The sequence below is a fragment of the Corynebacterium sp. LaCa117 genome (assembly GCF_046717765.1).
Classification (GTDB): Bacteria; Actinomycetota; Actinomycetes; order Mycobacteriales; family Mycobacteriaceae; genus Corynebacterium; species Corynebacterium kefirresidentii.
In genome coordinates this window covers 26,274-45,332 of sequence record NZ_CP177103.1, presented here as the reverse complement: position 1 = coordinate 45,332, position 19,059 = coordinate 26,274, and the positions used below count along the sequence as shown (strand labels likewise).

At 51.5% G+C, this 19,059-nt stretch carries 20 protein-coding genes; 11 read left to right on the top strand and 9 right to left on the bottom strand.

All coding sequences use genetic code 11. The annotated features are described in order from the left end of the window. Positions 1-9 precede the first annotated feature (9 nt). Entirely contained in the window at positions 10-651 is a 642-nt protein-coding gene (locus tag ACLI1L_RS12720; RefSeq protein ID WP_236660801.1) for an NAD(P)-dependent oxidoreductase, read from the top strand. Next, a complete protein-coding gene (locus ACLI1L_RS12715; RefSeq protein WP_411708391.1) occupies positions 651-1,454 on the top strand; it encodes a hypothetical protein in 804 nt (267 codons plus the stop codon). Before ACLI1L_RS12720 ends, ACLI1L_RS12715 begins: the two co-directional genes overlap by 1 nt. 287 nt (positions 1,455-1,741) lie before the next feature. Here ACLI1L_RS12715 and ACLI1L_RS12710 read toward each other — a convergent pair whose 3' ends face one another. The 6 genes from ACLI1L_RS12710 to ACLI1L_RS12685 all read right to left on the bottom strand — a co-directional run bounded on the left by ACLI1L_RS12710 (position 1,742) and on the right by ACLI1L_RS12685 (position 4,550). Further along, positions 1,742-2,041 carry a hypothetical protein gene (locus ACLI1L_RS12710; protein ID WP_411708390.1) on the bottom strand — a complete coding sequence of 100 codons (300 nt, stop codon included), beginning with the start codon at positions 2,039-2,041 and terminating at the stop codon, positions 1,742-1,744. A 290-nt stretch (positions 2,042-2,331) separates the two neighbouring features. Continuing rightward, positions 2,332-2,547 carry a hypothetical protein gene (locus tag ACLI1L_RS12705; protein WP_205690729.1) on the bottom strand — a complete coding sequence of 72 codons (216 nt, stop codon included), beginning with the start codon at positions 2,545-2,547 and terminating at the stop codon, positions 2,332-2,334. 64 nt (positions 2,548-2,611) lie between these two features. Next, positions 2,612-3,166 carry a PIN domain-containing protein gene (locus ACLI1L_RS12700; protein ID WP_086892511.1) on the bottom strand — a complete coding sequence of 185 codons (555 nt, stop codon included), beginning with the start codon at positions 3,164-3,166 and terminating at the stop codon, positions 2,612-2,614. After that, a complete protein-coding gene (locus ACLI1L_RS12695; RefSeq protein ID WP_086892529.1) occupies positions 3,163-3,612 on the bottom strand; it encodes a helix-turn-helix domain-containing protein in 450 nt (149 codons plus the stop codon). Before ACLI1L_RS12695 ends, ACLI1L_RS12700 begins: the two co-directional genes overlap by 4 nt. Before the next feature lie 453 nt (positions 3,613-4,065). Then, positions 4,066-4,308 carry a toxin gene (locus ACLI1L_RS12690; RefSeq protein WP_411708389.1) on the bottom strand — a complete coding sequence of 81 codons (243 nt, stop codon included), beginning with the start codon at positions 4,306-4,308 and terminating at the stop codon, positions 4,066-4,068. Then, on the bottom strand, positions 4,305-4,550 hold the full coding sequence (locus ACLI1L_RS12685; RefSeq protein ID WP_046202910.1) for a CopG family transcriptional regulator: 246 nt from the start codon (positions 4,548-4,550) through the stop codon (positions 4,305-4,307). The genes ACLI1L_RS12690 and ACLI1L_RS12685 overlap by 4 nt, the downstream gene beginning before the upstream one ends. A gap of 383 nt (positions 4,551-4,933) precedes the next feature. Between ACLI1L_RS12685 and ACLI1L_RS12680 the strand changes: the two genes are divergently transcribed. Both ACLI1L_RS12680 and ACLI1L_RS12675 read left to right on the top strand, forming a co-directional pair. Then, entirely contained in the window at positions 4,934-5,353 is a 420-nt protein-coding gene (locus ACLI1L_RS12680; protein ID WP_049377187.1) for a hypothetical protein, read from the top strand. A 4-nt stretch (positions 5,354-5,357) separates the two neighbouring features. Then, on the top strand, positions 5,358-5,777 hold the full coding sequence (locus ACLI1L_RS12675) for a hypothetical protein (RefSeq protein ID WP_411708388.1): 420 nt from the start codon (positions 5,358-5,360) through the stop codon (positions 5,775-5,777). A gap of 684 nt (positions 5,778-6,461) precedes the next feature. On the opposite strand, the gene ACLI1L_RS12670 is transcribed toward ACLI1L_RS12675, so the two are convergent. After that, complete coding sequence (locus ACLI1L_RS12670) at positions 6,462-7,961, bottom strand: integrase core domain-containing protein (RefSeq protein WP_411707371.1); 1,500 nt, start codon at positions 7,959-7,961, stop codon at positions 6,462-6,464. 169 nt (positions 7,962-8,130) lie between these two features. Next, the gene (locus tag ACLI1L_RS12665) at positions 8,131-8,367 is read right to left on the bottom strand and encodes a hypothetical protein (protein WP_411708387.1); all 237 of its coding nucleotides are present in this window, start codon (positions 8,365-8,367) and stop codon (positions 8,131-8,133) included. A 308-nt stretch (positions 8,368-8,675) separates the two neighbouring features. Between ACLI1L_RS12665 and ACLI1L_RS12660 the strand changes: the two genes are divergently transcribed. After that, positions 8,676-9,980 (top strand): LGFP repeat-containing protein, encoded by a 1,305-nt coding sequence (locus tag ACLI1L_RS12660; RefSeq protein WP_411708386.1) that lies wholly within the window; start codon positions 8,676-8,678, stop codon positions 9,978-9,980. Between the two features lie 41 nt (positions 9,981-10,021). Next, positions 10,022-10,633 carry a hypothetical protein gene (locus tag ACLI1L_RS12655; RefSeq protein WP_411708385.1) on the top strand — a complete coding sequence of 204 codons (612 nt, stop codon included), beginning with the start codon at positions 10,022-10,024 and terminating at the stop codon, positions 10,631-10,633. A gap of 2 nt (positions 10,634-10,635) precedes the next feature. Here the strand turns inward: ACLI1L_RS12655 and ACLI1L_RS12650 are convergent, their stop codons facing one another. Beyond that, complete coding sequence (locus ACLI1L_RS12650) at positions 10,636-11,979, bottom strand: IS256 family transposase (protein WP_302258674.1); 1,344 nt, start codon at positions 11,977-11,979, stop codon at positions 10,636-10,638. 16 nt (positions 11,980-11,995) lie between these two features. Between ACLI1L_RS12650 and ACLI1L_RS12645 the strand changes: the two genes are divergently transcribed. From ACLI1L_RS12645 to ACLI1L_RS12625, 5 genes are all read left to right on the top strand, one after another. Beyond that, complete coding sequence (locus tag ACLI1L_RS12645) at positions 11,996-12,358, top strand: AbfB domain-containing protein (RefSeq protein WP_411708384.1); 363 nt, start codon at positions 11,996-11,998, stop codon at positions 12,356-12,358. A 111-nt stretch (positions 12,359-12,469) separates the two neighbouring features. Further along, on the top strand, positions 12,470-16,489 hold the full coding sequence (locus tag ACLI1L_RS12640) for a hypothetical protein (protein ID WP_411708383.1): 4,020 nt from the start codon (positions 12,470-12,472) through the stop codon (positions 16,487-16,489). Between the two features lie 2 nt (positions 16,490-16,491). Continuing rightward, complete coding sequence (locus tag ACLI1L_RS12635) at positions 16,492-17,325, top strand: hypothetical protein (RefSeq protein WP_411708382.1); 834 nt, start codon at positions 16,492-16,494, stop codon at positions 17,323-17,325. An 83-nt stretch (positions 17,326-17,408) separates the two neighbouring features. Beyond that, a complete protein-coding gene (locus ACLI1L_RS12630; RefSeq protein ID WP_411707075.1) occupies positions 17,409-18,302 on the top strand; it encodes a hypothetical protein in 894 nt (297 codons plus the stop codon). Between the two features lie 299 nt (positions 18,303-18,601). After that, positions 18,602-19,003: a hypothetical protein gene (locus tag ACLI1L_RS12625; RefSeq protein ID WP_411707074.1), complete on the top strand. Its 402-nt coding sequence runs from the start codon at positions 18,602-18,604 to the stop codon at positions 19,001-19,003. Positions 19,004-19,059: the final 56 nt, after the last annotated feature.

The window sequence follows — 19,059 nt, the reverse complement described above, 5'->3', positions numbered from 1 at the left end:
TTGATGAAGATGCATATTCTTATCCTCGGAGCCAACGGTCAGGTTGGCGCGGTTTTAAGCCGTTTGGCAATTTCGCGAGGGCACTCGGTTTCAGGTGTAACCCGATCGAGCACACCGGATTTCTTGTCTGGCCCCGGCACCCAACTTATCCACGGCGATGCATACGACAAAAATTTTTTGACCTCTGTAGCGTCCGGTGTTGACGTCGTGGTTAACGCGACCCGGCCCAGCCCCGGCAGGGAAGCTGAATTAGTCCAAGGAAGTATCAACGTTGCGGAAGTCTGCCACGACCTCGGTGTGAGGTTGGTGGTCAGCGGTGGAGCTGGAAGTTTGCCAGTCTCAGACGATGAGGGTGCACCGCGAACAATCAATACAGAATTTGTTCAGGATGCCTGGCGCGACATTGCTGTAGCATCAACCAACCAATTCGACACCTTAATGGAAAGTCTTCCAGACTCCGACTGGACCTACGTTGCCCCCCCAGCCAACTTGATCGACGGGCCTGAACTGGGAAACTACCGATTGTCATTCTCATCCCTCGTCCAAAACCAGGACGGAGTCAGCGAGCTAAGTTGGCGCGATTTCGCCGACCTTCTTCTCAACGAGATCGAGTCTCCTTCTGGGCACCGAATTGTAACTGGAGGATACTAATGGAAAAGCTCAGTCCCATTTGCAGGAACTGTGGGGTCGAAAATCGCGGTGCACCTGACCCGGAACCGGGAAGTTGTGAGATCTGCAACGATGACCGACAGTATCTAGACCCAAACGGGCAAAAATGGATCTACCGTGAAGCTCTAACAGACTTCACAATTCAAGCCACCGAACTTGAACCAGATGCTTATGCACTAAAAACGGAGCCCGTGATTGGAATAGGGCACACGTCCTACCTGCTGAATATTGGCGACGGTTGGCTTCTCTGGGATCCACTTCCCATCACTTTTCGGAACCAAACTCCAACCCCCAGAATTCAGCAAGGCCTCCACAATGTCTCTATTGCTGCAAGTCATCCACATATGTTCGGAGCTCAATCTCATTGGGCGGTCGAATACAACGGGACGGTACTCGTAAATGAACTCGACTTAAAGTGGTCGAATGAAGCCATCTCGCGCAAGGTGGTGTGGCGTAAAGAGGTGGATTTAAGCCCAAGAGCAAAACTCGTTGAACTGGGTGGCCACTTCCCAGGTTCAAGCATTTTGGTTTGGAAAAATTCAAGTGGCGGAACCTGGCTTTTTTCATCAGATACAGCCCAAGTTCGTCCGAACGGGCATTTTGCATTCATGTGGAGCTACCCCAACTTGCTCCCATTAGGCCGCACCGAAGTAGACAGAATGGTAGATCGATTTCCTCCCACGGATGCCTCGAAAGCATTTGATAATTTCGGACGCAGTGTCACAGGCGACATTGACAACATATTCAGACTGTCCGCCCAGAACCACAATTCTCACCTAGTCTGAGCCCTCAAAAAGCGACGCCCATTTTAAAAGCTGTCATCCCAAAAGCCGATCCGGGATATGCGACAAAAAGTGTGTCTTTTTGTCGCATATCCCCCAAAGCAAGTAATTGTTGTTCTATTTTTCGCTCCGGTTGCGGGCGCGCTGTAAGGCGGTATGGTTTTGGGTGTCCGCAGCGCACCTCCCCCGGCGCATAGTCGGACGGAAGGAAAATAAAAAAGCCACAATCCCCCGCAGGTGGCTTCTCCCCTAGTGCTTCCAACGACGAGAAGCACTAGGGGAGTTTCCTTTTATTGAGCGCCTTCCAGTCGTTCTTTGAGACTGGTGGCTAATTCTAGAACCTCGTCGGAACTATCTGCGGGCCTCTGTTGAGATAGATTCCGTTGTGCTGCGCGTACGAACTTGGCGAGTGTGCCGGCGTCGCGGGCCAGTGGGGAAGTGGCAGGCAACTCCGCTTGTATTACCTGTAGGTGCTTGGCGGCACTGTTGGCGGCGTCGAGTGCGTACTTGTAGTCTCCAGTATCCCCGTGCGCCCCAATAAACAACACACACAGGTGTGTGTCCTGGGCTTCATGCACAATGTCCGTCACGCCACTTCACCCCTCTATCCTTTCCCCAGTTACACGGCCAAATAATTTTGTCCCGTTAGGTTTTGTTGCTTTTAGCTTTCCCCAGCTTGTCGGATGCAGTTTGTTGGTACCGGTGTTCCAGTAACGCGGTACCAACAAACCGCATCCGACACCCCGTTTTGCACTACGGTCATGATTGACTTGTCCCGTATACACACCAACAGCCGATGAGGCGGTTTTCTTTGGGAGAACCCGCCCCCAAGCAATAATAGGAATCAAGGCACATGCCTAGGAACAAAACTCAGGGCACTTCAATCCCGGGATGCTGCCTGGATCAACAACTCCCGGGCATAGCTGGTCGTGTCGCGACGTTCCGCCACCTGCAGGTGATGATGCGCGGTATCCGGATCCCCCGCCTGGGTCTCCATCAGATACAGATGATTATGGACCCGCCCCCGGGTCATCGGCACGTACACGCCGGCCTTATCGACCTGCCCGATCCCGGCGACAACATGGCAGGTATCCACCGTCGCACCCTGGGCACTGTGCCCAGTCGAGGCATACCCGGTGTGCCTTCATGGGTGGAGTGATCTATCTCCGGAGTAAGTCCGCTGCGGAAGGAGCTCCCGCCCTGGCTAGCGCGTCAAGTACATCATCAATGGTCATGGGGGGATTTTTGAACGCCGCCGCGGCATAGGTAATAGCCTGATGGACACGAGTACCGAACAGATCAATCTGATCACATAAAAACTCATCAGCACCCTGGATCTCGATGCCGTATTTATCCATCACGTCTTGAGGAAAATCCCGCGCGTTTTCGGTGACAATCACCTGGGCACCACACCTGATGGCAGCAGCAAGAACATGACGGTCATCAGGATCCGGCAAGGACAATGACTCAATTAAATCTTCATACCCAGTCACCAGACAATCATCCACAGCCCGACACATCAGCTCCCGGGTTCGGCGTAGTTTACTGGGGTCAAGATCTGGCCGGTTGGCCTGGAGGTTGCGAAAAACCTCATCCAGGATGTCCTCGGTCCACCGGGCTTGGTAAATGCCCGTGCCTGCCAGTCGGATCAGGATGTCACGCAACATATTGGGGTACAGCACGTTGGCGTCGTAGATAACGGTAAAGCCACTCACTCGTACAGCCCCATCTCCTCGGTTAGGGCGGTGAGATCATCTGCAGCTGTACGTGCCTCGATATCTCGTTGGTGTTTATAGGCCTGCACGTCGGCCGCATAGATACGTCGATGAGTACCAACCTTATGTCCAGGCAAGATGCCGTCATCCATCAATTTAATGACATGCGGACGAGAAACATTAAGCAGGTTAGCTGCTTGCTGGGTGGTTAGCTCGGCCCGCATGGGGATCACGCTTACCGATCTGCCGGCTACTGAATTGACCAGGATTTCCCGGAGGACGGTGGCGACTTCTCTGGGTAGACGGATGACCTCATCAGACTGCTCCACTACGACCTTGACGTCCTTATTGGTAGATGTATCGCTTAGGACGCGGTTGATTTTCTGCAAAGCCTCACGGGCTGTGGCCGCAGTGCTAGCGATTTCGTTGTCTTGTAGATAGGCCATGCCCCCATATTACCGAACAAACGAAACAAACGAAACATTCGCTATATAAAGTCCCAAAGGGTACACCCTATTAATAAACCGGAAGACTCCGCACTAAACGCAACTTACTGCGCTTTATTGGGTCAAGATCCGGATTCTCATTCCGAAATTATTGCCCCCACATTGAGTGCTTAATAAGCAACCTCTTAAAAGTGGAACACCATTACTGGACATTAGGGTACAGCGCGACAAACTGGAAACCGCTAGTAAGAAACGCGCAAAAGCTGCGAGGAGTGTCCGGCTGACTATCGCGGGTGTTTATTCAAGCAGAAGCGGAGATAGGTGGGTGGCCGACTATTCAGAGCGAGATGAAAGAGTTTGGAGTCTTGAGGCAGACTATTAATCGCGCGTTAAAGGCAGCGGGGATCTCCCCTAGGGGACGCAGGCGAAAGCCGGATTTAACGTATCAGGACGTTATTCGAGGAGCTTGCTGTAGTGCGGGCGAGCTTTCATCACATGGATTAATAGTTCGTCCCCATCGGAGGCAACAACAACGACGGTTTCCAGCAGTCGAGCATGGGTATCAAAACCGAGGCGGAGTTCCCTCCACTGGCTAGGGTTATCGTCGAGAGGTTCTATCCACAGCGGATAGGAAGCTGCATGGATTCCATCGGCTTCTGCGATACCGTGCTTAGTGGCAGATTTGGCTGCTTTCATGCCGCCGTGAGCGTGCTGATTGCTTGGCGAACAAGCTCAGATCGGGTGAGATTCTTTTTCGTAGCTAGGCGATCTAGAGCGCTAAGTTCATCGACAGTGAGGCGTACAGCAACGACCTGAGCAGGCTCCGCCCCGCGACCGGGGCGTCCGCGTCCGCGCTTTTTCAACACTTCTGGATCGTAGCCTTCTTCTGCTTCGGAAACCCACGTGTCGAGTTGATCTTGAGTGATGTTCACAGGCATGAAAATATCGTATAACGAAAATTGTTTACTGTCGATACATTCCGCATTAACACGCGGCGGAAGTCAAACTCCCACAGGAGTGACGTAAGGGGCGATCCCGGAGTAGGGGGGTCACACCATAAGCAATATACGGTTCTTCTTCCGTTAGGCAGTTAGGTAACCTCCCACTTAAAGAAGACTGGTAAGTGAGGGTTTCTTATAGGCTTTGGGAGTTCTGGCGATATTTGTTTATCGATGTGCTGTTTCATTTCCGAACCTAAACTTCTATTAATGGGGAATACTGCCAGCTACACGGATGTGTGTGGCCTGACAGTTTCGTTGAATTCGTCGTAGACTGAGCAGGCCTCATACGTCTCATCAATACCTAATTAAGTAGGAGCAAAATGAGTTCTTATAAAGACATCACGACTTTCTCCACTCCCATGCTCGTCAAGTCTCTGGATACGTTGGAGATCTCTGCGGGAGAGGACAACGGCAAGTGGGGCTCCCAATTTCCGCAAGGTGTTGCCATCTTCGTTCCCGACGGCGAGTATTTTACTGTTCGCATTGAGTCTTTTGGAACAATCCCGTCGGACAAGAAGCTGGTGGCAATGAACGCTATTAATGCGACGAATGACAACCTGGCTTTCGGCAAAGTGGTTCCTAATCTCATCGAGGGACGCCGGACGATTGTCTTCCGCAATCACTTCAACTTCACCCAAGGTGTGTCCCAATTCCAGCTGGATACGCTCATCGACGCCAGCTTGCATGTCGGGTTCAACGCGCTGGGAAAGATTGAAGAACTTTTTGAAGGAACGGAGTAAGACCATGGGACTGTTTGGAAAGAAGAAGCCAGCGTTGCGTGAAGCATCCGTCGAATCTATTGGGGAGGCGCTTTCTACTCAGGGGCTTGACTGCTCGCAGTTGTCGACTGGTGGGTTGCTGACTCAGGTCAATGGGGTTCCTATCTACATCGTTGATCAGGACACGAACATTGGTATTGGTGGGATGATCCAGGCGCGTCAGCCTGAAGCAGAGGATCTTAATTGGATTAGCGACTTTAATAATCGTGCGTTTTGGCCGGTTGTCTTCCGTGCGGACCAGCAGACTGCGAGTGTTATCCACGCTGAGCATCGAATCATTAAGTACCTTGAGTACTCCGAAGCACAGTTGCGTGACGAAGCTCTGCTTGGAGCCCAGCTTGTTGCGGAAACCTTGCTGCGCTATAGCGAAGAGCATCCGCAGTAGATCGCTAGCTAATAAAACTTTCGACATGAGCAAACAAGTGCGATGAGTTTTTGAAGACCGGATGCGGCGATTAATCCGTTGCGTAAAGGTCTAGGTTTGGGGCTGCTGCGGAAGTCGCGGGGCGTGACTTCCTAGCCTCGTTTGATTGCCACGTCCTGGTACTCGTTTGCTCGTGCGCGCCCTAGCGTTTTGAGCGCGCTCTATTGCTCATACTGATACGCGAATGCGCCGGCGAATTGCCCGATACAAACGCCCTGCTATCTGCTCACAAGTGTTCACGCCCCTGACCACGACCTATGGTCGCTGGCGTGCCCAGATTCATGGTACAAGGGTTTAGTAATAAGCAATATACGGTTCCTCTGCCGCCAGGCAGTTAGATAGAACCTCACGTGAAGGAAACCTTTCCTTAATTACCGAGCTTTGACACCAGCAGGGGACCTCCGGTAGCCCGTATCGTTACAGGAAATGTTGAAGTACTGGGGATTTTCCTTTATTGAACGCCTTCCAGCCGCTCTTTGAGGCTGGTGGCTAAGCCTAGAAGTGTTATGTCCATGGACTTTTTGGACACGGAGTCCAGTAACTTTTTGGGCTAGGAGTCCAATGACTTTTTGGACGTGGAGTCTCCCTGCTTTTTGGGCAGGGAGTCTTTGGTGTTTTTGGACAGTCTCTAGCTCGTCTTACCGGTTATGGTTTCTTTCGTCTCGACGGGCGCGGACGCGACAGGATTGGTTTGATCTCTGGTGGTCGGCGGTGCCACATTCCTTCGACATGCCCGATGTTGATCTGTCCGCCGGCTGGACGCTCAAGTAGCTTGATGGGCAGTGGGAATGAAAACAGTGCTTCACCATCATGATCAGTGAAGAACTCAGCGGTGTCATCGGTAACGTGGCTGTATATGAGCCGGTTTTTAAACCGGAGTCCTACATAGAATCCATAGCCCAGGATGCGCACCACTCCGCTTTTGTTGATCCACAGTGTGTCGGGGATACCCCAGGCGTTGCTTGACTGGGCGGATAGACCGTCTACGGTGGGACTGACGGTAGGAGATGATTCTTGCTGGATTGGTTCGTTATCGTCATCGATGGTTGTGGGAGAAGCTGCAACTTCTCCCACAACCGGCGCCATCGCCTCTTTAACCCCATTCTCGATACGATGCTCGTGGTGTATCGCGCTTTCTGAGTGTGTATCCCGGTATGACTTCACAATCTTGGCCCACAGCATATCCGGGTCAATGGGTTGTGTTGGGGATTGAGCGTGGGCGAAGTGCTCACGGGCTTGGGCTGGAGTGATGTGCATTTTGCCGACTAACAGGCCTTGATGGCGGCGCCTGGTGTTGTAAAACTCGCGGTAGTCGTCCAACAGCTGTTGGACGTGCTGAAGTGTCGTAGGTTGGCGTGCATCGAGAAACTTGGTCATGGTTTGATGCGAGCGTTCATCTTTGCCTTGGGTTTGCGGGCCAAAACCTGCAATGGACCAGATACCTTGGGCGGCGAGCCAGCGCTCGGTATCGGACAATCGGCCCCGGTGATAGGTGGCAAAAGCTTCACCGTTATCGGTCAAAAGTTCCTGCGGGCGACCATACGTTTCTATTGCTGCGGCCAAGGTAGTGCGAGCATCGAATCCGTTTTCTTTGGCGGCGAAGGCTTGTGAGCCCAGATCAAACCGGCTGGCATCATCAACCAGCTGGTAGATAGTGATCTGGGTATGTGGAGTGTCAAAGAGTCGGTAGACAAACCCGTCGAGTTGCCACAGCTCATCGACCTTATCGCGTGCCCAGAGTTTATAGCTTTTACGAGGACGTTTACGGGCATTGGCCTCAGCAACACCAGCTTCGTGGAGCCAAAGCGCAATCGTAGACCGTGCCGGTGGGTGCTCTAAACCAAGGTCATCAATGAGGTAGTAATAGATTGACCACGGGCCATAGTCACGTCCCTGGGCCTTGAGCACTGATCGAGCTGTGATGACTTTCTGACGAAGGTGATCATCGTAGATTCTGGCTGGGGAATGCGGGGCGGTGGAGTCAGGCAGGATGCCTGCACGGCCGCGTTGTTCAACGCGGCGTTTGATGTTGGCATAGGTTTGGCGAGATACGCCAATATCCTTGCAGAATTGGGTGACGGTTCGTCCGTCTCTTACTGGGTCGAAGTCCGCTATTTTCTTGCGGAGATGGGTTGAAATAGCCATCTTGGTATTCCAACCCACCGACTGTCCAAAAAGTCTTGAGACATCACGACAAGGAAGTCTTTGGACTCCGTGACCAAAAACTATCTGGACTCCCCGTCCAAAAATCCATTAGACTCCGTGTCCAAAAACTCCATAGACATCACAGGCTAAGCCTAGAAGTTCATCTAGGCTATCTGCGGGTCGCCGTTGGCGACAGATTTCGTTGCGCCGCGCGCACGGACTTAGCGAGTATGCCGGCGTCGCGGGCCAGTGGGGAAGTAGCTGGCAACTCCGCTTGTATTACTTGTAGGTGTCCGGCTGCGCTGTTGGCGGCGTCTAGTGCGTACTCGTAGTCTCCATCTTCGCCGTGGGCTTTGATAAACAAGGTGCACAGGTACTCCTGGGTTTCATGAACAATGTCAGCCACCGCTTCCTCCACCTAAGTGCATCGTTGACGTGCAATGTGTACACTGCCCAGACTGAATGTGCAGTGTAAATGTTTAGTTTAGGGTTATATATACCCCTTATATAGGTTATTTTGACTGCCTTTCGCGAGACGCGAAAATCGAGTCTGTACATGTGTCTATCTGGCGTTTTAGCGAATTATTTAGTTTTAGAGAAAGTTTCTAAACACATATCTATGGACTGTGTATAACCGTAGCGATACCCTAACTCAGGCTGTCAATTATCTGGTGTTCAGCTGTTCTTAAAAGCGGTGGCGGGAAAGGGCTACGGATGAAATTCGCTAAGAAGTTGACTGCAACTATTGCGGTATGTGCAAGTGTTACTTTTGCTGGTGCTGGTGTTTCAAGTGCCAAGGTTTTTCACGGCCATTGGATTGGGGGCCGTATTGAAGAGGCGTATCACCGGCTTGGTGGATGGAAGACTTTTGGTGACGCTACAACTGATGAGCGTGTAGCTAAAAATAATGGTCGGTTCCAGGTGTTCGCTAAGGATGCCTCCATTTACTGGCATGCCGGTGTTGATAATGGAATTGCCCACCAGGTAGGTGGGCGTATTCGCAATAAGTGGGGAGATCTTGGCTGGGAAGGCGCGGCCTTGGGATATCCCATTACGGATGAGTTGAAGACCCCTGATGGTAAGGGGCGGTTTAACCATTTCCAGGGCGGGTCTATCTACTGGTCGCCAGAGACTGATGCTCATCAAGTGTGGGGAGGAATTCGCGATAAATGGGCTCAGCAAGGCTGGGAGACCGGTGAGCTAGGGTACCCAACCACTGATGAGTTGCTTACCCCAGAAAAGACTGGGCGCTACAACCATTTTCAAGGCGGATCTATCTACTGGTCACAAGCTAGCGGGGTCCATAGTATTTCTGGCCCCATTCGGGATTTCTGGGGAAGTCAGGGATGGGAGCGTAGCTCTTTGAAGTTTCCCACATCGGAAAAATACGCTGCAGGCGGAGGCATAAAGCAGGATTTCCAGGGCGGATCTATTCAGTATTTTAAGCCTACTGGCAAGGCCCTAGAGGCTTATGACAATCAAAATATTTCGAGTTACCGTCAGATTTATCCACTGTTTAACACCACCGACTTCAAACGGTGGCATGCAGCCGGGGTCTATCGCGAAGTTATCCAAAACATGGATAAATACTTTCCCCTCTCAGGGTGCCCTGACGAAATTACTGAAGTCTCCGTATGCACTTTTACAGGTGTGGGCGGAGCTAAAAGCAAAGTAACCGTAGAGCGTATCTCTGATGAGGGATTCTCACTGGTTACTGCTAGCGATCATCCAGAAGGCGGCGGCAGAACACTAAACATCCGATTCGATGAAGTAACTTCCCCCAATGCAGATGATGACAATGTTGTCTTCGACAACGACAGCGTAGAAAATTCCTACACCGGCTCTGACAAAACATGGGTTCGCCTCGTAGTCGAATCCTTTGGCCCGACACAGACCTCAAAGGTTCAAGGTCCTTTTAGCTCCGATCACATTGGTTCACAGGTATGGAGCAAGTTTGCAGGAACTGTGCGTTCAACAATTAATTCCTCTTCGACGACGTATATCCCGTTGTCGAAGTAACCACGGTGTTCAACTACGTACCTAAAAGCAAGGAGCCTATTGTGAATTCTTTTATCCAACGCTTATCTATCGGAGTACTTACCTGCATAGTTTCTGCTGGTCTTGCTACCTCTCCCGCAGTAGCAGAAACGCCCGTGAACATCACAGCAGGCGACGGTGGCCTCGTTCAAAAAGACTGTGCTACTGCGGCGGAGTACGTGCGTATTGATTCTTCAGAGCTGGAAAACTCTAAAGCATGCTTTTTCCTTACAAAGCCCACAGGCTGGGTGGCCGTAAACATTACGGGATCGTATGGAGTTGTCAATCGCTTAAAAGTACCGGTTTCAGTGGCCTTTAAATTGCCTGATGGCGATGTGTACTGGCAGCGAGTAGTGGAACCAGGAAAAATCCAAAGCATCGACGTTGGCAATAATCGTTCTACCGTTGTTGAAATGCAGGTCACCCCGGTAGCGACCTCAACCGGTGCTGGCACTGGCGACCTTAGCGTGGATACCGCCAACCCACACGTGATCAGTATGCGTTCTGCTGGCCGATATGCCGGCGGAAAAATACTGCGATTGTCTTGGGCCGGAGTAGAACTATCAAACATAGATAGAAACTCAGGTTTTAATGACCGCCTCGGAGCGTGTCAAGTTGTTTGTGTGTGGGGCTAGGTTTATAGGTATTTGTCGAAGCGGTCGGGGTAGGCCACGGCCATCTGGTTAATGGCTTGTTTCCAGCCGGAAACTCGGGCTCCTTCCATGAGTCTGCCGGCTGTCGCTGAGACTCGTTTGCCTTGCTTTGCCCTCTTTGCCGCTCGTTTATCTTCAATGTTGCAGATCATCAACCACAGCGTCTTGAGCGCTGATTCATCGTTGGTGAACTGCACCCTGTTGCGGGTAGCTTTACGCAGTTCATTGTTGAATGATTCAATCGAATTCGTCGTATAGATAACCTTTCTGGCCGCTGGTGGGAACTGTAGAAACGGTACGAAACGCGCCCATGCATCTCGCCAGACCTTGACTGAGCGTGGATACTTTTCTCCCAATTCAGAGGCTTCAAATTCGTCTAAAGCAACCTTAGCTGTGGGTTCGTCCGCGGCGGTGTAAATCTTTTTCAACGCGGCCGATACGCCCCGGCGATCCCCGTAGGCTACCCACCGGTTAGCTGCACGAATCAGGTGCACGATACAGGTTTGCACCATAGAGTTCGGCCAGGTTGCCTCGACTGCTTCAGGCAGGCCTTTAAGCCCGTCACAGCAGACGATAAAGACGTCTTTGACCCCACGGTTAGAAAGATTGGCGCATACCTGCGCCCAAAATGAAGCGCCTTCTTCTTTGGCAATCCACAATCCCAAAATGTGCTTGATACCGTCAAGATCCACACCGATAGCCATGTACGCGGACTTGTTGACCACTCGGCCACCGTCGCGGACTTTAATGCGCAACGCATCCAGGAAAATGACCGGGTAGAACTCATCTAGCTGGCGGTTTTGCCAGACCATGACCTCATCGAGGACGGCATCGGTGACTGCGGAAATCGTCTCATGGGAAACATCAACACGCATCGCAGTTGCCATATGGTGCTGGATATCCCTAATTGTCATCCCACCGGCGTACAAGCTGACGATCATGTCATCGACATCAGTCAATCTCCTCGCGCCTTTAGGGACCATAGTCGGCAAGAATGTTCCCGCCCGATCCCTCGGGACATCAACGGTAACTGGCCCGTAGTTAGAATCCACGGTCTTTGGATACGACCCGTTGCGGTGATTGTCTGTCCCAGCAGCAGCTTTAGCGCTCCTGTCGCCAGACTCGTAGCCCAAATGCGCATCCATCTCAGCGTTGAGTCCCCTGGTAATCGAGGCCTGCAACATGCCGCGAACCAGGTCGTTGGCATCCGTTGTGGATGTGCCTAGGTCATCAATCAGCTTCGCGATTTCAGGGTTAGCAAGCAGCTTCTTTTCAATCGCATCAATCTTGGCCTTATCAGCCGGATCTCGTCGTGCCACAGTAGTCATTCTGGTCCATCTCCTCATGCAGGTTGGGAACCCACACACAAACCATCAGACACTCTCCCGCCTCGACGCGTCTTTTAAAGTAGTCCCAGCCCGCGATGGATCTCAGTGCCTGTCCTTGGAAGCAGCTGCATATCCAGGCGTCTTCTTGACCATGCACTCTAACGGATCAGTAGCTGTTCAAAGCAACCCGAACGCCAAAGGTGCAACGTGGTGTCCTGCAAGTGTGGCAGAAACCCCCACAGGAACTCGCCTTGCTTCGGCACTAAATCAAAATCGTGTTCTCACAGCAAGTGGGACGCAAAAGGTTGCAACCACCACTTCTCGCACGAGTGAATCGGTGTGGTTTATCGACCAGGGCCTTGCCCTACCCGGGAAGTAAACGCAAAACCTGTAATAAAAGGGCCGCCACTGTGTATGCCTTTTCAGGCTGCTTTCGCCGTAACGCGTAGCGCCCAATTAACCCATACCTTATAGATAAGAAAGTCCGCACATGCGCTACAAGCATCATCACCCTGCGAAGACAGTGACACATTGCGCTCGAAAAATCATGTCCGTTATCACCGCTGCTGCAGTAGGGCTTAGCCTTTCGTCAGCGCATGCGCTTGCCCAAGCAGATCAACGCGACCTGGGCGCTGAGATTGCTGATGAACAGCAAGCGCGAAACTATGCCATTGAAATGGTGAGCACCAACTTCCCTGCCTCGCAGGCAGCTGCTGAAGAAGTACTTCGGGGCGGGCAAGAAGAATTATCTGCTTATACAAAATCAGGCATGGATGAGGCCCGCACTCAAGACCTTCGCCAAATAGTGGTGACAATCTCTTCACTATCTGAAGAAAACGTTCAAAACGCAGCCAAACAGGCCCTCGATGCAGGTGATATCGACAGTCTCAGCAACTTTATCGATACTGGGTGGCAAACAGCCCAAACCGAAGACGATCGTGCAACCGCGTGGAAAGCTACCCAAGCACCAGAAGGAAGTGTCCTTAAAGCAGCAGCCGAAAAGGCACTATCTACAGACACTGAAGAAGCCCTAAGCGAGTTTGCAGCTACAGGTGCAGATAAAGCTCGCTGGGATGATAAACGACGCGAAGTCTACGAACTTTCCCGATCCCCACTCCCATCAGTCGCTGCAGGCGCTTCTGAAGCACTGATGACAGATACAGATACAGCAATTGAGTCGTATCTTCGCTATGGGCAGTTTGTCGATGCAGCCCAAGACTCAGAGAAGATGAGTATTACCGAACTGGTCGATACCGCTATCGAAGAGTCCGATAAAGCCCAGCGTGCTGCAAGCTTCGCTGCAACAAACGCTGACCAAGCCAGACGGGCAACAGAGGCATCTCGACAGGCTACTCAAAAAGCAAAAGATGAGGCACTAGCCGCCGATGCAGCACAAGTAAGGGCAGGCAATGCCGCAGCGTCGGCAGGAAAGCTTGCTAACCAGTCTGCCCAAGTAGCCGATAACGCAGTGGCTGCAGCAGCAGAAGCACGACAAGCCTTAGCCCAAACTGCCGACGCTCTAGCTCGTGCAGCCTCTGCTGCTTCTCGGGCACGTATTGCAGCCCAAGAAGCAGCATCCCGTGCTTCCGCAGCAGGCTATGACGCCTCCATGGCATCTCAAGCGCGCCAAGCAGCCGAACAAGCTCGTGATGCTGCACGGGCTGCTGACAAAGCCGCGCAATCTTTTGCCCACGCAGACGCCGCCGCCGGTTTTGCCCGCACCGCCAGTGATGCCGCAGCCAGCGCTGCAAACAATGCAGATGCGGCAGCAGCCGCCGCATCCGAAGCAGCAGCCGCCGCAGGAGCCGGTGACCAAGCCGCAGCAGAAGCACGAGCAGGTGCCGCACGAGCACGCGCAGCAGCCTCTCGCGCACGCGCAGCCTCTAACGAAGTCGACGGAATCGTCAACCAGATTACCGAACTAGTACAAAAAGCCCGTACAGCAGCTCGACAAGCCGCCGACCACGCAAATAAAAGCGCCCAAGCCGCAGAAGACGCAGCACGAGAAGCCGGCAATGCCTCTGCCGCCGCACAACGAGCCGGTGCTAATGCCCAATCAGCCCAAGAAGCAGCCTTAAAATCTATCGAGGCCATCAACCTCGCCAATGACATCGCCAAACTTTCTCAAGAAGCTGCCACCCAGCGCCAAGAACAAGAAGCCCAATACCTCAAAGACCAAGCAGTATATGCACGTGAACTCGAAGATGCACAAGATAAGGTAGTCCACGATAACAAGGAAGAAAAACAACGCCTGCAAGCAGATCTGACAGAACTTGCCTCTCTAGCGCAAGTTCCTGAGGAGAGTATCGACACTGCAAAAGTCCAGCAACTTACAGTCTCTGCTTTACAAGTAGGCGATTCCATGGTCCAGGGCGGCGCTCAAGTCGCACTCCAAACCGGATCTCACGAAGATCTTCTGGCCTTCGTGAAGTCTTTCGACTCCCTCAAATACCAAGACAATGTCACCAAGGCCCAATTCTTGTGGCAGGCAGATCCCAACCCAGAAATCCGCAAAGCTGCCGACGAGCATATCGAAGACCCTCCAGCAGAGTTAGACACGTTCCTTAACGAGACTGTTCACACTATGAAAGTCCCGGAACTAACTCGACAAGCTTGGCAGCTTCGCGACGCCGGCGGCAATACCGTTAAGGAAAAAGCTGACGCAGCCATTTCTTCTGGAACCTACGATGACCTTGCCGATTTTGTCGTTGAAGGCGGCTTTGAAAAAGCTCGATATGAAGACCAACAACGCCAAGCCTACGAACTCGCAAGAACCGGCGGACCCGAACTTAAAGCTTCTGCAGAAGCAGCCGTGCTCGGCGACCGAGCCATGCTCAACGAATTTGTCTCTGTTGAAGCTTTTCGAAAGTCTGGCGATGATGCCGAGCGCACAGTTTACAACGACAGTATCGACGCTCTACTTCAACAGGGTTTTTCCGCAGCACAAAAAGCATCCGAAAGCGCAGCTAAAGCCCAGCAGTCCTACTACGCCGCCTATGGCGATTCTGTAAAAGCAAGAGACTACGCCAATCAAGCTTCGCAGTGGGCAGGAAAGGCAGCTCAATCTGCCCGAATCGCACAAGACCATGTGCGCAACGCAGAAAACTCCCTACGCTTTGCTCTAGCCCAGAAAGAGCGAGCTCATGCTGCCGCCAACCAAGCGGAAGCCGATGCACGACAAGCTGGCGCTAATGCCGATGCAGCTACCAGCTATGCTTTACAAGCACACCAATCAGCAAGTGATGCCGCAAGTTCTGCTGCAACCGCACGCCAATCAGCCAATCAAGCCGGCTACGACGCTCAGCGTGCAGGCCAAGCAGCTCAAGAAGCCTACGACTCAGCAATTCAAAAGCAGCTCGCAGAAGAAGCAGAGCTACAAGAAGCCTCCATGGCTGGAGCAGGTGACAACGCACCGACAAGCGTTCTCGATGCCATTAAAGAAACCATCGGCAAAGAAGCACTAAACATCCTGCTTGACTTTATAGGCGTTACCGACGTAATCAATTGCTTCAAGGGAGAAATCTCAGGCTGCCTCTGGACCGCATTAAGCTTCATTCCAGGCGGGGCCATTGTTAAGTTCGGCAAAGGGTTAAAGGCAGCATCGGCTATCCGGAAACTCTTAGCCAAGCTCCCAGATGTCAAAAAACTCCTAAGCGTACGCAAGCAACAAAAAGCAGACCGCCTTATCGCTGGTCTGAGTAAACCAGGAAAATGCGGGATCGCACTAGCAGCATCTCGCCAACAACCGACGTATTCCTTCGCCATACACAGGCCAACACACAACAAGACTAAAGCACATATTCAGCCTGCTATCTCGCGGTGTGGTAAATACCCCAAGACATTCAAGGCATACCAACTTAATATCCACACGCTCACCCCCGATGAGCTAAATGTGTTCATGAAATGGGATAGAAAGACGCCACTGAGCAAAGTCGACCTTAGGGTCTTTACAGATTTCGGGTATAAGACTCCACCTAGCAAGGTGAAACAAGCAATTGGCACACTACAGACAAAGATTGAGCACTCGGCTATCGAGGTACCAGTATCTCAGTCGCATATCCTCAACAGCATTGGATTGCGCAAGGCACCCGCTCCTTTGGATATTAAAAAGCGCACAGTTGGCCTAACGCCAGCACAAAATCAGTTTGCCCAAACTCAAGCGATCTTGGCAAAGGAAAGAGACGGCTTAATAGCACGTATTAACCAACGTGATGCCGACTACTTCCTTGATCCAGAAACAGGGCAAAAGACGCTAAAGACAACAAGCCGTGGACGCCCGGATCTTAATATTCCCTACGAGGATGGTGTGTCAATTAAAACTGAGTTCGACCGCCCACCTGCATCCAGGGCGCCGCATCATGCACAGCAGCAGTTGGATGCGAATCCGGATGCGGTTATTTGGTTGCTTACACTAGACAAGCTTGAAGAGTCCTCTGAACTTTGGAAAGTCATCAAAGCCAATCGAGACGGAGTAGACAACTATGTCGCTTCGCTCAGGGAAGGGATCTAAAGATGAGAGTGTACCTGCGGCGAGATATTGACTATCTGCTAGCCCCGTATTCTTATGATCAGTTATTTTTGAAGCTACCTTATGATTATGCGGTTGAGGCTGCCGCACGGTCACGTGTTTTCCACACGCCTTTAGAAACAGCTAATAGTTACTGGTCGCAGCAGTATGTGGACATTGATACTACCGTCGATGATCTTCCTCATGCGCTGCGTCTTGGGGTGCACGATCCGAAGTTTCCTCGTCGTTGGGCAGCAATTTTGGAAACCACGAATCCTAATTGGGTGTGGTTTATCTGCGATGATACGAGCAACAATCACGACTTTTTCGCAACCGTTAGGTATAACGGTTCTATTCCTTTTGTTCCCGGTATGACGGAGCTACGTATCGTGGATGAGCCAGATGAACGCAAAATCGTCAAAGGGTGGAATTACCGCTCAGGCAACAAGTGCCTCATCATCGGCACCTACGATATGGATGCCGCTATCGGCAAACGCGCCCCTGCCGCTGAAATCCGAGGATACGACACTTTTATTGTAGGTATTGGGGAAGGAGAAACCCGGTTCCAGGCTTTTACCGACTGGCCTGACGGCGAAGACTTCGCCTTTCCCGGACTAGAACGACTCAAAACCAAAAAAGGTCCACTACGCAAGCGGTTTACTACCGATGATCTCTTCGAGTGTGCACAGCTTTTTGGGCTCGATCCCTTCAACAGACAGTTCCTCACTGGGCGTGCAACACTTATCAATAGTGGATACCCTTTGCCTAAAAAGTACGGGCCATGCGCTTTATTTGAACGTCGTGAACACACCTGGGACCGCAAACACGAAGGGAACTAAAGACAATGACGAAGTATTTCTACACCCATTCCATAGCACCGGTATCCCATGCTGTGGCGCTTCTTCGGTTTCCACTATCTACCGTGGTTGAAGAATTTCAGCAGTGGGCATCAGGAATAGAAAGTCGGTATACAAAGCCTTATTTTTATCTTCAAAGCCAGACAATCGAATGTATGGTTCATACGAACAAGGTATCTGCTGGCAGGAACCAGCTTGCAGAGCTACTTAAACCGCAAAACCACATTACACAGTTTGTATTCGTCCCCACCGAGTCAGAATGGACTGCAGTGTTTAGCCCCTGCTGCTTTACCAAAGAGCCAAAGATGCCGTGGATTTCTGAATTTGCCTACCTTTTGGCGCGCAAGAAAGAAATTGAGTCACAAGTTCCTTACTTCATCGAAATTATGCATACGCCGTGGGTAGATACCGACGATGTAGCCTTTTTCCATCGCGCAAGCTATGGAGAAATAGAGTTTATGATGTGCGCGCTTCCCTCCGAATTACCCGATGACCCTTTAGGCCGATTTGATTGCTGCTTCTACAGATCTTTTAGCAGCCATAAACAGTTAAAAGCTGATGGTACGCTGCACCGTTCCATGTCGTACCTCGAGGATCAAAGTGAATCTTTCAAGGATTACGGTTTTGATTTTGACTCCCTGCCCAAGGTCACTGAGTTTCCGCAAGAAACGTTTACACAAGAACACGCGCAGATTATGTGGTCTCAGTTTGGGGAGAAACAGATAGAAGCCATCCTCGCACCACTAGGTGTGTCACCATATGATGACGCTTTCTATGGGACGGACGGCTATTTGGCACGTCTAACACCAGCATGCGTTGTCGACCCACACACTAATGAGTTAACAGCAGCTCCCGACTTCGATCCCCCTGCGCGTATCCCGCTAGAAAAATACCAGTTTTTCCAAGGGCTCCACGACGGCCCTCTCCGTTCCTGGTCGTCAACACCTATTGCAGAATAGTAGTCAGACGAAACACAACCTGAGGCATCTCAAAACGGCGCTCCAGACTCCAAACACGCGGAAGCATCGCTGTAACAAGCCCCGAACTTCTTACCGAGCCGAAGGCACAAACGGCTACACCACTACACGGGACTTGACCTCTGTATCGGAAACAGTCGAGCGGCAGACAATCTAGCGATGAAGCCAAACTACGCCACACTTGTGGCCTAGACTGCAAAGAATAGAGCCCTCGTCTAAGTTGAATCTTCTAAAAGGCAGGGTCGAGAAGATAAACATCTTGCGTCAAGGAGTTGTAGAAAATGAAGTTTACTTTTGATGTTCCTGAACCGTTGCAGCTATCTGCACCTGTTTCATATTACGAAAATCTTCTGTCTGATTACCGATACCTAGATATTTCTTATCTCGGGATAGGCAGCACGGGCCAAATTTTTGGCAAATGTGAGATCGGGGGAATCGACTACGACATTAAGGGCTTTGAAAACGACGGATTGATTACCTCAATAGAAATCTTAAACGCGCGGGAGACAGATAGCTTCCTTGATATCCCACTGTCATTGTCGAGCCGAAAGTTTGTCAAAGCCCTAAAAGATGTGGGGATCGAATTTGAACATAATCGTGACGGCATAACCATTCCCCACGAAAATGGAACCATTGCTTTGTCGTACCAATTCGGCAAAGTCGTGGCTATTTGCTGGGAATAGCCAGCCAATTTCAATCACACGAGTGCGCAGTCTGACTTACGCGACAGCCTAACCGA

Coding starts and splice junctions, on each gene's coding strand:
- ACLI1L_RS12640 (WP_411708383.1), top strand. CDS start 12,470: ATGCGCTACAAGCATCATCACCCTGCGAAGACAGTGACACATTGCGCT.
- ACLI1L_RS12695 (WP_086892529.1), bottom strand. CDS start 3,612: ATGGCCTATCTACAAGACAACGAAATCGCTAGCACTGCGGCCACAGCC.
- ACLI1L_RS12635 (WP_411708382.1), top strand. CDS start 16,492: ATGAGAGTGTACCTGCGGCGAGATATTGACTATCTGCTAGCCCCGTAT.
- ACLI1L_RS12680 (WP_049377187.1), top strand. CDS start 4,934: ATGAGTTCTTATAAAGACATCACGACTTTCTCCACTCCCATGCTCGTC.
- ACLI1L_RS12685 (WP_046202910.1), bottom strand. CDS start 4,550: ATGCCTGTGAACATCACTCAAGATCAACTCGACACGTGGGTTTCCGAA.
- ACLI1L_RS12660 (WP_411708386.1), top strand. CDS start 8,676: ATGAAATTCGCTAAGAAGTTGACTGCAACTATTGCGGTATGTGCAAGT.
- ACLI1L_RS12715 (WP_411708391.1), top strand. CDS start 651: ATGGAAAAGCTCAGTCCCATTTGCAGGAACTGTGGGGTCGAAAATCGC.
- ACLI1L_RS12720 (WP_236660801.1), top strand. CDS start 10: ATGCATATTCTTATCCTCGGAGCCAACGGTCAGGTTGGCGCGGTTTTA.
- ACLI1L_RS12625 (WP_411707074.1), top strand. CDS start 18,602: ATGAAGTTTACTTTTGATGTTCCTGAACCGTTGCAGCTATCTGCACCT.
- ACLI1L_RS12675 (WP_411708388.1), top strand. CDS start 5,358: ATGGGACTGTTTGGAAAGAAGAAGCCAGCGTTGCGTGAAGCATCCGTC.
- ACLI1L_RS12670 (WP_411707371.1), bottom strand. CDS start 7,961: ATGGCTATTTCAACCCATCTCCGCAAGAAAATAGCGGACTTCGACCCA.
- ACLI1L_RS12650 (WP_302258674.1), bottom strand. CDS start 11,979: ATGACTACTGTGGCACGACGAGATCCGGCTGATAAGGCCAAGATTGAT.
- ACLI1L_RS12645 (WP_411708384.1), top strand. CDS start 11,996: ATGCAGGTTGGGAACCCACACACAAACCATCAGACACTCTCCCGCCTC.
- ACLI1L_RS12690 (WP_411708389.1), bottom strand. CDS start 4,308: ATGAAAGCAGCCAAATCTGCCACTAAGCACGGTATCGCAGAAGCCGAT.